Raw genomic sequence first — 13,523 nt, forward strand, 5'->3', positions numbered from 1 at the left:
CAGAAAAGCTTAGTACCGGTTTCAACAAAAAAACAGCATTCCAAAAGAATTTGAAATGCTGTCTGAAGGCTTATTTTGTTAGCGTTATTAGTTCATGGCTTAATGTATGAAGTTTTGCTGTTACTTCACCAATGGATTCTAGTAATTTATTTTCTTCAAAGATGGAAGAAACAATCTCTTCTGTTGCTGCACTGTTTTGCTGGGATGCTGCCGAAAGCATATCAACTTCCCCTAATAATTGTGTGAACTGATCATTCACTTTATCGATTGCCAGTACACTCTGCTTCACATTTGTATGTGAAATGTCACTTGATACCTTGACGTTGTTAAATGCTGCTGATATATTAGCTAATAATTTGTGTCCTTCCATAGCTGCTGTTTGTCCATGAAGTGATTGCTCTTGAGCAGCAGCTGATTTGGTGAAAAGCAGGGTTGTAACTTCTGTAATTTTAGATGCTGTTACTGCACTTTCTTCTGCTAACTTTCTAACCTCATCTGCCACTACTGCAAAGCCTTTCCCATGTTCACCTGCACGAGCTGCTTCGATAGCTGCATTCAGTGCCAATAAGTTCGTTTGGTCAGCAACGCTTTTAATGCCCTCTAGTAAATCATTCACCCTCTGTAAGCTATGTTGTAATTCATCCATTGTAGTAACCGTCATACTCATGGAATCGCTTAATACACCCATGTGCTTCGTCACCTGTTCCACACTTTGCGTATTTCTTGATAATTGCTCGTTTACTTTTTGTGAATGTTCCATTGCCTCTTGGGATAATTCCACAGTTTGCGAAAGCTCTGATTTCGAATCATGCATTACATTATGCATTGCAAAAATCATTTCTGCCTCACTTTGAATAGACTCGGCAATTTGTTGTGTGGAGTCTAAAATTGTATTACTCACAGAGGCTAACGAATTTGATGTATTTTTGACTTCTCCTGTTTCCGCTTCTAATGTATGAGCGCTTTTTTCGATCATTATTACTAATTGCTTTGTTTCTTCTAGTAGCTTATTTGCCTCTAGCTCACCCTTTTGCGATTCGGTAACTAATTCGCCACCCCACTCATTTAATTTATTTAACATATATAAAATTCCGTTAAAAATAAAGAATGTGGTTAGGAAATAAGCGAACGTGTTGTTTACGCCTAAAAATTTATCGGGCACTAAAACGTAAAGTAATATGAGATAAACGTTAAAAATAAGCCCATAGACAATTAATACTTTTCGTTCAAAATAAACGGCTGCCATCACAATTGTTATGAAAAGTAAGTAATGCTTGGTTATTCCATAGCCATCTAGTATAAATAAGGCAAATACTACTGTTCCATTTAAGGTTGCAAATAAAATTGCCTTCATCAAATGGGGGAGCTTCAAAAAATAATTTAAGCATGCCAACGCAATAACAATGACACCGGTAATCATATATTTTTTTGAATCTACAAAACCATGATTAGAGAGTATGGGAAGTAAGACCAGTATGACCAAGAAACATGTAATTTTTAAGTTTAACTGATGAACCTTTTGAAGATTAAACGAGAAAGGTGCTCTTTGCATTGAGATTTTCCTCCATTTGTTATATATAGTATTTTGAAAATTTTAATATATCACAATAATATCATAAATAGGTAAAAATTCATGGTGTTTTAGTACTATTTATTTGTATAATTTCAATTATTTCTGGTTATATAGTTAGTGGTAGGTTTCCGGTAGATACAATTGTGTCTGTCCCTGTGTGTCTGTCCCTGTGTCAGGCACAATTCCCACACAATTCGCTTCGTACTTGGTGACCGCTTGCATATTTGAATTTGAGAGAGTTTTTGAAAATATCACCGTTCACGGGGATTTATCACCGCTAGGATGAAATTTTTCCCTTTGTAGCGTAAAGCAAAGTAGTTCAAAGTGTTGAATAAAGAGAGTAGGTATGCATGTAGCAAGGACAACGTAAAGTGTTGCGCGAAAGTGATTAAGTGTTGCAGAGAGAGTTGTGTGTCCCTGTGTCACACACAACTCCCACACAATTTAATTTCAACCTAAAAAGTAGCCAGCAACCACTGTGGCTGCTTTTTTATTTACAGTCCTATTAACTTCATGTCATTAAATGACATAAAAATCCGCAGCTGTTGCAGAGAGAGTTGTGTGTGTCCCTGTGTCACACACAACTCCCACACAATTCAATCCAACCTAAGAAGTAGCCAGCATCCCACTGACTGCTTCTTTTTTATTTACAGTCCTATTAACGTCATGTCATTAAATATCATTATACGTTAATATAAAAACATATAATTCAGAAAAATCAGTAGAAGGGGGATTTCAATGAATGAAGGGGCAAAGATTGGGGTTGCTGGTAACGCGAAGGCTGGAAGAAAGAGTATTTTTAGCTATTTGGGGCCAGCATTAATTACTTCTGCTTTGGTGCTTGGGCCAGGAAGTGTGACATTGTCTTCTAAGATTGGTGCGATTTATGGGGCACAGCTTGTTTGGACGTTGGTGTTGGCTGTTGTGCTGATGATGGTGTATACCGAGATGAGCACAAGAATTGGGATTGCAGCCAAGAGTAGCTTCATTGGTGTGATGAAGGAGAAGTGGGGTTTCTGGTCTGGGCTGCTTATTGGGATAGGTGCGTTTTTAGTTACGGCTTCGTTTCAGGCAGGGAATGCAATTGGGACTGGGATAGCTATTTCAACGGTAACTAATATGGATCCGACCATTTGGATTATCGTGTTTACGCTTATTTCGATTGGGCTTTTATTTGCGAAGCAGTTTTATCAGATTTTAGAGAAACTGATGCTTGTGCTAGTGGTGCTGATGCTATTGGCATTTCTAATTACAGTGATTGTTGTTAAGCCTTCTATTAGTGCCATATTTCAAGGGTTTGTTCCTGTTATTCCAGATGGAAGTATGGGATTGATTATAGCTTTGTTTGCTACTAGCTTTTCGATAGTTGGGGCGCTCTATCAGTCTTATTTGGTTAAGGAAAAAGGCTGGACTTTGAGGGATGCTGTTAGTGGGAAGAGAGAGTCTTTCTTAGGCATTTTTCTGCTTGGATTTATTTCCTTCCTCATCATGATCACTGCAGCAACTATTCTCAAACCACAAGGGCTGGTTGTGAATGATGCGTCGGAAATGGGCTTGGCGCTCGAGCCGTTGTTTGGTAGCTGGTCGACGGTTGTGTTTATGCTTGGGCTGTTTGGGGCTTCGTTTTCGTCCTTGATGGGGAATGCGACGATTGGTGGGTCACTGCTTGCGGATGGATTTGGGGTAGGGAATAACCTTTCTAATATGAAGGTAAAGCTTTTCATTATATTAGTGATTTTATTTGGCTCAGTTATTGGAATTGTGTTTGGGTCTGCACCGCTCAATTTAATTGTTTTTGCGCAGGCGGTTACGATATTTGTTGTTCCGTTTATTGCGATTGCCATTTTAGTCGTAGCGAATGACAAGCGAGTGATGGGGGAGCTGAAAAACAAATGGCTCAGCAATTCACTCGGCATAATAGGGTTACTTGTATTAATTTATCTAGCATATAACAACGCAAACAATATCTTTTTTTCTTAAAAAGGAATGGGGGAAATTATGAAAACAGTTGAAGAGTTAGAGAATTTGATGACGCAGCCGTCCGCTGCATTGATTGATGACATGGTGAAGCTAGACGGGAATATTATGATTTTAGGTATTGGTGGGAAGATGGGACCGACGCTTGCTGTGATGGCGAAGCGCGCGATTGATGAGGCCGGCTTAGATAAAAAAGTGATTGGAGTTTCACGTTTTTCAAATGGCACGCTGCAGGATGAGCTAGAAAGTGCAGGGGTTGAAACGATTGCCTGTGATCTATTGAACGAGGACGAACTAAAGAAGCTGCCTGTTGAAAAGAACATTATTTACATGGCTGGCAATAAATTCGGGACGACTGGCAACGAGCATTTCACATGGGCGATGAACACCTATCTGCCTGGTCGAGTGGCAGAGCATTTTAAGGGCTCTAATATTGTGTCATTCTCTACGGGAAATGTGTATCCGTTAGTGCCTGTGATTGGGAGCGGCTGCGATGAGAACCACCAGGTTGCACCGGTTGGAGAGTATGGTCAATCCTCTTTAGGAAGAGAGCGTGTGTTTACATATTTCTCAGAAAGGGACAATACGCCACTTGCGATTTTCCGCTTAAACTACGCAATCGATATGCGTTACGGGGTTTTATTGGAAATCGCGAAGTCGGTTTATAATGAAAAGCCGCTGGATCTATCGATGGGGCATGTCAATGTCATCTGGCAAGGGGATGCGAATGAGTATGCGATCCGTTCGTTGCTTCACGCGAGCTCGCCTCCAACCGTTATCAACGTCACTGGTCCGGAGACGCTTTCTGTTCGATGGCTGGCAAATGAGTTTGGGCGTTTGTTTGATAAGAAGCCAGTATTTGTAGGCTCTGAGCAGGAAAATGCGCTGCTAAACAATGCGAGCAAGGCTCACCAGCTGTTCGGCTACCCGCGTGTATCGATCCGTGAAATGATCGAATGGATTGCAGACTGGGTCGCGAATGACGGAGAAACGATCAATAAGCCGACTCACTTCCAGGAGAGGAAGGGTGAGTTTTAAATGAAAGAGGAGTTAAAACAGCATTTACATGACGGGGCGTTCATTCCGGCGCATCCACTTGCAATCACGCAAGACAAAAAACTCGACGAAGAGGCACAACGCCGTTTAACTCGATATTACTTGGAGGCAGGTGTTGGCGGGGTCGCGGTTGGTGTGCATACCACACAATTTGAGATTCGAGATCCTCAGTTTGATTTGTATGAAACGGTATTAAAGCTTGCGATGGAGGAAATCAACAACGCAAAGCTGAATCGTCCATTCCTTAAAATCGCGGGTGCTTGTGGTAAAACAGAGCAGGCGGTAAAAGAGGCAGAAATCGCTAAAAGTTTTGGCTATGATATGGTACTATTAAGTAACGGTGGATTAAATGAATATTCCGAAAAAGAACTAGTTGAACGTACGAAAGAGGTCGCTGCTATTATTCCAGTGTTCGGCTTTTATCTGCAGCCAGCTGTAGGTGGACGGGTATTCAGCTATGAATTTTGGGAGCAGTTCGCTGCAATCGACAATGTATTCGGTATTAAAATGGCTCCGTTTGACCGTTATTTAACGTTAGATGTGATTCGCGCAGTGAACGCCTCTCCGAGAAGAGACGAGATTGCGCTTTATACCGGCAATGACGACAACATCGTAGTGGATTTGTTCACCAATTATAATGACAAGCAAATCGTCGGCGGCTTGCTAGGTCACTGGTCTGTATGGACACATAAGGCAGTGGAGCTTTTTGAGCAAATAAAAGAAGCGAGGGCACAGGGTCAGATTGATCCAAAGTGGTTCAGCATTGCCCAGCACGTCACGGATGCCAATGCAGCATTCTTTGATTCGAGGAACGACTTTAAGGGAAGTATTGCGGGTATCAATGAAGTGCTCAGAAGACAGGGGCTTATGCAAGGGAACTGGTGCCTGATGGATCACGAGGTATTGAGCGAGGGCCAGCTAGAGGAAATCGATCGTGTGTACTACGCGTATCCAGAGCTGAACGACGATACATTTGTAAAGGCTTTTTTGGAAAAGGAAAGTGTAGTAAACGGTTAAGTAATGGAGGCACATCGATTAGGTGTGTCTTTTCTTCTATTTCAAAGGGGGGAGAGGTATGGAGACAAACATAAAGGTGGGAGTAATAGGACCGCAATGGATTCGTGAGACGATGGTTAGATGCTTTGGACTTTTTCCGAATATCCAACCGATTTTCCGTTTATCCGATGAAATAAAAGATGCAAGGAAGCTGACAACTGAGCTGTTGGACAAGGTGGATTGCTTGTTTTATTCGGGAAGAATCCCTTATTTAGTTGCAAAGGAAGAAATACCAATCGAAACACCTGCCTTCTATATTCCACTGAAGGGAGCAGGACTCTATCAGTCTCTGTACAAGCTAAAGAGGAAGCAAAATTTCATGAACATTAGCTTGGACGGCATACAAGACAACTACATGGAGCTCATTAAAAGTAATTTAGAGGAAACGTTTACGTATCAAAATTTCCAAGAAATCGTCTATATGGAAAACAAAGATGACGTGGTGAATTTCCATCTACAGAATGTTGAGGAGATACCTAATACGGTTGTCATTACTAGTCTCAAGCTAGTTAGTGAGCAGCTATCCGAGATGAATATTATAAACGAATGGCTAAAGCCTACGGACCAGGACATTATTGTGGCAATTGAACGTATGCTGCTTGCAACCAATCAACGAAAGCAAAAAGAGATGCAAATAATAGTAGGTCGAATCTTTATCGAAAATTCCAGTGATGCGAGTGAATTTATGTCCGAGCAGCAGGTACATACTCGAAATCATGCCATACACCGTATGCTTCTTCAATTTGCCGATCAAATAAATGGCTATCTGATTGCGCTTAGCAGCAGTGAGTATGTATTTATCACGAATCGAGGGATTTTCGAGCGGATTACAGAGGGCTATAAATACTTGCCAATTGTCGATGAGATGAAGAAAAAGCTGGAGGTGTCTTTATCAATAGGAGTCGGCTTCGGTTTTTCAGCGCTCGAGGCAGGATCGCATGCAAGGGTGGCACTCATTCAGGCACAGGAGCATGGAGGGGGCTGCTGCTTTATCGTTCGCGAGGATCGCAGCGTCTTTGGACCAATCGACTTGATTGTCCCGATGAAATATCCACTCACAGTGACGGATCAGCTGTTAATAAGTAAAGCAGAGCATATCGGCATGAGTGCAGCAAACATCCAAAAGACAATGGCAGTCATCAAGCGAAAGAAGGAAAATGAATTCACGGCGCATGAGCTTTCTTCTATTTTAGGTATTACACCAAGAAGCGCCCACCGAATTATCCAATCGTGGCTGGACGCGGAGCTCATCAAAATTATCGGGATGGAGAAAATTTCAAAGCGCGGTAGACCAAGACAAGTATTCGCACTCGTAACAACCGAAAGCTAGGAGGGACTCTATGAAAATAGGATTGATAGGACTAGACACTTCACATAGTGAAATATTCACCAGATTACTAAATAACCAAGATGATCCCCATCATGTACAAGGAGCAACCATCACCCATGTTATCCCGACATTCTCGGAGGATTTAGCAATTAGCTCAAGCAGATTTACTGACTTCTATCAAATTGTCATCAAGAAATACGGGGTAGCAGAGGTAGATACAGTTGAGGAATTAATGGGTGAGGTAGACGCCGTCATTATAGGGACAGTCGATGGGCGCAATCATCTAGACTGGTTCAAGGAAATTGTGCCTTATGGTAAGCCGGTGTTTATCGATAAGCCAGTCGTCATGAGCAGCAAGGAAATGGCAGAGGTGATTAGACTGAGCAAAAATCATGGAACACCGGTCATGAGCTCCTCTGCCTTACGTTTTTCAGAGTCGGTTATGGCGGTCCAAGGGTCAGTAGACTGGAGCAGTGGCTATTTCTACGGACCAACCCCCATGCAGGAGCAGCTAATCGGATACTTCTGGTACGGTATCCATCTAGTCGAAATGGCGGTCACACTGTTTGGGACAGGCGTGGAGAAGGTACAGGTAGAGCAAAAGGCTGATTGCCACCATGTTCATCTGACCTACAAGGATGGTCGACATCTCATCATTCGAGGAGAAACCGAATGGCATGGCCGTTTTGGAGCAGTATTACACTCCGCGGATGATGTACAGACATTGAAGCTATGGGAAGAAGAGAAACCTTTTTACGCTGGCTTGGTCGAGCATATAGTAGAGTTTTTTGAGACAGGGGTGGGTGCTGTTTCGTTAGAGGAAACAGCTGAGATTGTGAGGATTATTGAGGAGATTAATAAGGGATTGTAAGATAAAAACACTATTCAAGCTAGTCTTGAGTGGTGTTTTTAGGGTAGTTTAGATGTTAGAAAATTAATATAAAGGCATATAAAATTTGGTTTTTTATACTGATTGTTCGTGTTTTCGAATAAAAAAAGTTAAATTTTATAAGAAAAATAGTATTATTACGATTATTCCGAATGATATAATAATGAAGTTATAAAAAATGAACTTTAATCAAGGGGGAGAAAATTTGTTTAGTGGGAAAAGGATTGTAGCAAGTTTTTTAGTTGTGGTTTTATTATTAGGGAATGGAATGTTTCTAAAACAACTTCCTGTACATGCAGAAGAGAAGGATATTAATATTACCCTTCTTGCAACTTCAGATATTCATGGGCGATTTATGCCATGGGATTATGCGATAGATGGTCCGAATGTAAGCGGGAGTCTAACGCAGTTATATACCATTATCAAGCAAGTGCGAGCAGAGAATCCAAACACCATTTTATTGGATAATGGTGATTTAATACAGGACAATTCTGCAGAGCTATTTAATGATCAACCATTATCTCCTATGACTCAAGCGATTAATGCGATGGGCTATGAGGCATGGACTTTTGGTAACCATGAATTTAACTTTGGTTTAGATGTGTTAGACAAGGTTTCTAGTCAATTCAAAGGACCTAGACTTGCAGGTAATGTATACAAGGAAAATGGGGAACGTTTTTTGCCTGCCTATACTATTATCGAGCGTGATGGAGTAAAGGTTGGAGTAATAGGGATGGTCACTCCATTAATAACTCAATATGAAAAAGGTACGGATCATCTAGAGGGTCTAGTCGTCAAGGATCCTGTAGAGGAAACGAAAAAAGCAGTGAAAGAGCTAGAAGGTAAAGTAGATGTAATGATTGGTCTTTTACATATGGGTCTTGAAAATGAAAACGGTAATCCTGGAACAGGAGTAATGGACATTGCAAATGCAGTGCCAGAGCTAGCTGGTATTTTTGCAGGGCATAACCATGTATTGATTAACAATGAAAATGTAAATGGCGTTGTAATTACAGAGCCTGCAAAATATGGTACACATATTTCAAGAATTGATTTAACCTTCTCCAAGGATGGGGAAAAGTTAACACTAAAGGATAAGGGTGCTTCCACAATTCCAGTGAAAGCGGCAGACGGAACTACTGTTAAGTCGGATGAAGAGCTGGAAAAATTATTGCAGCCTTACCATGAGTTCGCGCGAGCAGACGCAAATGTCGTGGTCGCACAATTAAAAGGGACAAACCTTGTTCCTCCTAATGAAATAGAGGGTATCCCAGCAGTACAAGTCCAAGAAACACCTTTGTCGGACTTTTTCCATGAGGTGATGCTTCATTATAGTAATGCAGATGTGGTAGCTCATCAGATAGATAATGACAAAGCGTCCTTAAATGTTGGACCTATCAAGAAAAAAGACATTGCTTACAACTATCAGTTTGCTGGTGGAGAAGTTTCTGTCTATGAAGTTACAGGAAAAGATTTAATGGATTATATGGAATGGGCAGTTGGCTATTTCAATAGTACGCGTGATGGTGACGTGACAGTAAGCTTTGACAAAACTCGCCGTGCTTCCAAATATAGCACGAATGACTTCTTCGGTAATGTGAAATACGATATCGACTTATCCGAGGCACCGGGAAAACGTATTAAAAACCTTAGAAAGCTAGACGGAACTCCGATTAAAGCAGAGGATCAATTAACTTTAGGGATGAATGCATATAGAATGGACTTTCTTCTATCTAAAGGACAAGCGTTAGAAGGGCGTAAGTTTAATATGACCTGGTCCTCCAAGGATGAAAGTGCCTATGGTGAAACTGGCGGTACCATTCGCAATCTTGCCATTAGATACTTAAAGGACGAGATGAAAGGCGAATATAAACCAACCATTCAAAACAACTGGAAAATCGTCGGTGTAGATACAAAATCTCCAGCACGAAAAGCCGTTGTAGAACTAGTCAATAAAGGAATTCTAACTGTACCTACAACGGAAGATGGAAAGTACACGAATATCGCATCCATCAATGTAAAGGATGTAATTACACAGCAGGAAATAAAGGAGCTATCAGCAAAAGCTAAAGTGGACTCCGCCCAATTTGCAAAAGTAAAAACAACAGGTGAATTCTATTTAGCTTTAGCGAAAGCATTGAATAAACCAGAACCACCAAAGGACAAAGATAAACCAGTTAAACCAGAAGCACCGAAAGATAAGCCGGCTAAACCTGAAACACCGAAGGATAAAGCTAAACCAGTTAAACCAGCAACACCAAAAGGAAAAGTAACAGCTTACCATTTGAATGTTCGTGCTCAAGCAGCAAACAGCGGAAAAGTGCTAGGAACCATTGCTAAAAACAAAGAAGTAGAAGTGTTGGGCAATGAAAAAGGCTGGTATGTCATTTCCTACAAAGGTAAAAAAGGATACGTGTACAGTCGATATATTGACTTACTAAAATAATGGATCTAACACTCATTCGGAAATCCCGTATGAGTGTTTTTAATATGGGACGGTAGAACCTTGCGGAAACGGGAGTGAACCTTGCAGAGATGAGAGTGAACCTTGCGGAGAAGGAGGAGAACCTTGCAGAGACGGTAGAGCCTTGCAGAGATGGGAGTGAACCTTGCGGAGACGGGAGAAAACCTTGCGGAAACGGGAGAGAACCTTGCAGAGATGGGAGAAAACCTTGCAGAGATGAGGGATAACCTTGCAGAGACGGGAAAGAACCTTGCAGAGACGGGGGAACCTTGCGGAAACGGGAGAGAACCTTGCAGAGATAGAGGAGAACCTTGCAGAGACGGAGAAGAACCTTGCAGAGATGGAAGAGAACCTTGTAGAGACGGAGGATAACCTTGCAGAAACGGCAGAACCTTGCGGAGACGAGGTAGAACCTTGCAGAGACGGGAAAGAACCTTGCAGAGACGGACGAAAACCTTGCACAAAAGGGAAAACCCCTTGCTCCACAAAAAATCCCCATGCCACCAACCGACACAGGGACTAACCAAAACAAATCTACTCCACAATCTCTCCATCAAAAGCTGCTCGATAAATTGCAACAATCTCTTTTTCACCTAACTCCAATGGACTGCGAGCCAAAATGCGCTTCTGTTTTGTTGCGTCTTCCGTCAAGCTTTCTAAGGCGTTTTCTGGAATCTCGAACCCTTGTAGGGTAGAAGGGATTCCTACGTCTTCTACTAATCTCTTTAGCTCAGCGACGCATTTATAGGATGCTTCCTCCTGAGATAGATTACTAGAGCTGAAGCCCATTGCTTCGTATATATCTTTCATGCGTTTATCGCAGCTTTTGCGTATGTAGCCCATAACATAAGGGAGCAGGACGGCGTTGGAATCTCCGTGGGCGATATGGAACTGGCCGCCTAGCGGATACGCGAGTGCATGCACACCAGCAACTCCTGCGTTGAAGAAGGCAAGGCCGGCTAGATAGCTGCCGTAACTCATATCGGTACGAGCTTGTTTGTCTTCACCGTTCGATACAGCGGTACGAATGGAATTGCTGATTAGACGAATGGCCTGTAAAGCTAACGCATCGGAAACAGGACTTGCATTTTTCGAGATATACGCCTCAACTGCATGAGTTAGTGCATCAACGCCAGTAGCAGCAGTAACCTTAGGAGGTAATGAAACCGTTAACGCAGGATCGACAATAGCGACATCTGCCAATAAATAATCATGCGTCACAACATCCTTAGTAGTCTCTAAAGATAGCACCGATATATTCGTAACCTCTGAGCCTGTTCCAGATGTAGTAGGGATTAAAATCGTCGGTAATCCTTTATGAGTAATCTGCTTTGAGCCAGTTAAGTTCAAGTAATCAGCTACATTTCCTTCATGAGAAGCTAGAACTCCTGCAAGCTTCGATAAATCGAGCGCACTGCCGCCACCGACACCGATGACCATGTCAAAGGCATGCTCACGAGTGTAGGAAACTAGCTTTTCGCCAATAGCTAAAGGTGGCTCGGGCACGACTTCTGTATAGATATCAACCGTGTAACCTGCCGACTCTAGTGGCTCCGATACTTGATTCGTTAAACCGATTTCCTTTAAAAATGGATCGGTGACAATCAGTATTTTCTTTACTTTAAATCGTTCCACTTCAGCTAGTAGATGGGATAGTGCATCCCATCCTGTGTAGCTGATTGGTGTGAACGTAATTTTTTCTGACATACTGCTCACTCCTTATTGATTATTCCAAACCACAAGCTTCGTTTCCGTCATTTCGTGGATCGCGTATTTGATACCTTCCTTACCGGTACCGCTATCCTTTACACCGCCGTATGGCATTTGGTCCACACGATACGTAGGAATGTCATTGATCATGACACCACCAACCTCTAGAAGCTTAGCCGCTTTAAAGGCTGTCTTAATATCATTTGTGAAAATGCCGGCCTGTAGACCGAAGCTGGAATCATTGATCGCTTCAATTCCTTCTTCAATAGAAGAAATGCGACTTACGCCAACAATCGGTGCGAATACCTCCTGACAAGAAACCTTGGAAATTGCATTCACATTTTTCAAAATGGTAGGCTGGAATACATCGTCTTCAATCTTCCCACCAGTAATAATTTCTGCGCCATGGCCAACTGCTTCCTCAACCCACTCTAGAGCACGTTCCGATTCTGTAGCAGCAATCATTGCGGATATATCTGTAGCTGGATCGAAGGGACTACCCACGACAAGCTTTTTTGTCATCTCACTAAATTGTTCAATAAACTCATCGAAAATCTCATCCATTACATACGTACGCTGCAAGGAGATGCACACTTGGCCTTGATTAGAGAAGGCACCCATCACACACTTTTGTACGACGTTAGCAAGATCTACATTTTTATCGATAATCAAACCAGCATTAGAGCCAAGCTCCAGTGCAACCTTCTTCAAGCCAGCCTTGTTGCGGATTCCTTTACCTACAGCAGGACTACCAGTGAACGTAATCATCTTCACCTTGTCGCTTTCGACTAAAGCATCGCCAACCTCACGACCGCTACCAGTTACGACGTTAAAAGCGCCTTTTGGAAGAGCCGTTTGTTCAATCAATTCTGCTAAAAATAAAGCAGAAAGTGGAGTCTGAGACGCAGGCTTCAACACGATCGTATTCCCGGCTGCAATCGCAGGTCCCACTTTATGAGCTACTAAATTTTGTGGGAAGTTGAACGGAGTGATGGCACCGATGACACCGATCGGCTCCTCGATCGTATAGCCAAATCGATCCGCGCCGTTTTTTGCAGCGTCCATTGGAATCATCTCTCCAGTTAAACGCTTCGCTTCCTCGGCAGCAAACTTATACGTTTCAATCGTACGGTCAATTTCCCCATACGCATATTTCAGTGGCTTTGCGGCCTCTAATGAAATAATTTTTGCAGCCTCTTCACGATGTACGGCGAACAGCTGAGCAATTTGCTCCAAAATAGCTGAGCGCTCGAATGCTGTTAAAGCCGCCATTTTTTCTCGTGCACCGTGTGCCACTTCAATTGCTTCATCCACTTCCTCACGAGTCGCCTGAGGAATTTTCGCGATTAGCTCTTTTGTATGTGGGGAGTAAAGCTCCGCAAATCTTTCAGAAGTTCTCCATTCACCGTTTACATAATAGTTTTTTTCCATGTCGATCATCCTTTCATTCGTTACAGTTGTAACACTA

The 13,523-nt window shown here is 42.3% G+C and carries 10 protein-coding genes; 7 read left to right on the forward strand and 3 right to left on the reverse strand.

Annotated features, from left to right (window positions below; genetic code table 11):
- Nucleotides 1–70: 70 nt before the first annotated feature.
- The gene (locus tag MKY09_RS03545) at nt 71–1,552 is read right to left on the reverse strand and encodes a methyl-accepting chemotaxis protein (protein ID WP_340885259.1); all 1,482 of its coding nucleotides are present in this window, start codon (nt 1,550–1,552) and stop codon (nt 71–73) included.
- Nucleotides 1,553–2,311: 759 nt separating this feature from the next.
- Here MKY09_RS03545 and MKY09_RS03550 point away from each other — a divergent pair.
- The 7 genes from MKY09_RS03550 to MKY09_RS03580 all read left to right on the forward strand — a co-directional run bounded on the left by MKY09_RS03550 (nt 2,312) and on the right by MKY09_RS03580 (nt 10,717).
- On the forward strand, nt 2,312–3,553 hold the full coding sequence (locus MKY09_RS03550; protein ID WP_342567597.1) for an Nramp family divalent metal transporter: 1,242 nt from the start codon (nt 2,312–2,314) through the stop codon (nt 3,551–3,553).
- Between the two features lie 18 nt (nt 3,554–3,571).
- On the forward strand, nt 3,572–4,588 hold the full coding sequence (locus tag MKY09_RS03555) for an NAD(P)-dependent oxidoreductase (protein WP_342567598.1): 1,017 nt from the start codon (nt 3,572–3,574) through the stop codon (nt 4,586–4,588).
- Nucleotides 4,589–5,623 (forward strand): dihydrodipicolinate synthase family protein, encoded by a 1,035-nt coding sequence (locus tag MKY09_RS03560; RefSeq protein ID WP_342567599.1) that lies wholly within the window; start codon nt 4,589–4,591, stop codon nt 5,621–5,623. It abuts the gene before it with no gap.
- A 58-nt stretch (nt 5,624–5,681) separates the two neighbouring features.
- The gene (locus tag MKY09_RS03565) at nt 5,682–6,992 is read left to right on the forward strand and encodes a hypothetical protein (protein WP_342567600.1); all 1,311 of its coding nucleotides are present in this window, start codon (nt 5,682–5,684) and stop codon (nt 6,990–6,992) included.
- Nucleotides 6,993–7,002: 10 nt separating this feature from the next.
- Nucleotides 7,003–7,863 (forward strand): Gfo/Idh/MocA family oxidoreductase, encoded by an 861-nt coding sequence (locus MKY09_RS03570; protein WP_342567601.1) that lies wholly within the window; start codon nt 7,003–7,005, stop codon nt 7,861–7,863.
- Between the two features lie 196 nt (nt 7,864–8,059).
- Nucleotides 8,060–10,327, forward strand: coding sequence for a 5'-nucleotidase C-terminal domain-containing protein (locus MKY09_RS03575; RefSeq protein ID WP_342567602.1), 2,268 nt, complete (start codon nt 8,060–8,062; stop codon nt 10,325–10,327).
- Nucleotides 10,328–10,483: 156 nt separating this feature from the next.
- Nucleotides 10,484–10,717: a hypothetical protein gene (locus tag MKY09_RS03580; RefSeq protein ID WP_342567603.1), complete on the forward strand. Its 234-nt coding sequence runs from the start codon at nt 10,484–10,486 to the stop codon at nt 10,715–10,717.
- Between the two features lie 162 nt (nt 10,718–10,879).
- On the opposite strand, the gene MKY09_RS03585 is transcribed toward MKY09_RS03580, so the two are convergent.
- Both MKY09_RS03585 and MKY09_RS03590 read right to left on the reverse strand, forming a co-directional pair.
- A complete protein-coding gene (locus tag MKY09_RS03585) occupies nt 10,880–12,052 on the reverse strand; it encodes an iron-containing alcohol dehydrogenase (RefSeq protein ID WP_342567604.1) in 1,173 nt (390 codons plus the stop codon).
- A gap of 12 nt (nt 12,053–12,064) precedes the next feature.
- Nucleotides 12,065–13,486 carry an aldehyde dehydrogenase family protein gene (locus tag MKY09_RS03590; RefSeq protein ID WP_342567605.1) on the reverse strand — a complete coding sequence of 474 codons (1,422 nt, stop codon included), beginning with the start codon at nt 13,484–13,486 and terminating at the stop codon, nt 12,065–12,067.
- Nucleotides 13,487–13,523 lie beyond the last annotated feature (37 nt).

Source organism: Psychrobacillus sp. FSL K6-4046, assembly GCF_038624605.1.
Taxonomy (GTDB): domain Bacteria; phylum Bacillota; class Bacilli; order Bacillales_A; family Planococcaceae; genus Psychrobacillus.

Coding starts and splice junctions, on each gene's coding strand:
- MKY09_RS03575 (WP_342567602.1), top strand. CDS start 8,060: ATGAACTTTAATCAAGGGGGAGAAAATTTGTTTAGTGGGAAAAGGATT.
- MKY09_RS03590 (WP_342567605.1), bottom strand. CDS start 13,486: ATGGAAAAAAACTATTATGTAAACGGTGAATGGAGAACTTCTGAAAGA.
- MKY09_RS03550 (WP_342567597.1), top strand. CDS start 2,312: ATGAATGAAGGGGCAAAGATTGGGGTTGCTGGTAACGCGAAGGCTGGA.
- MKY09_RS03585 (WP_342567604.1), bottom strand. CDS start 12,052: ATGTCAGAAAAAATTACGTTCACACCAATCAGCTACACAGGATGGGAT.
- MKY09_RS03560 (WP_342567599.1), top strand. CDS start 4,589: ATGAAAGAGGAGTTAAAACAGCATTTACATGACGGGGCGTTCATTCCG.
- MKY09_RS03565 (WP_342567600.1), top strand. CDS start 5,682: ATGGAGACAAACATAAAGGTGGGAGTAATAGGACCGCAATGGATTCGT.
- MKY09_RS03570 (WP_342567601.1), top strand. CDS start 7,003: ATGAAAATAGGATTGATAGGACTAGACACTTCACATAGTGAAATATTC.
- MKY09_RS03545 (WP_340885259.1), bottom strand. CDS start 1,552: ATGCAAAGAGCACCTTTCTCGTTTAATCTTCAAAAGGTTCATCAGTTA.
- MKY09_RS03555 (WP_342567598.1), top strand. CDS start 3,572: ATGAAAACAGTTGAAGAGTTAGAGAATTTGATGACGCAGCCGTCCGCT.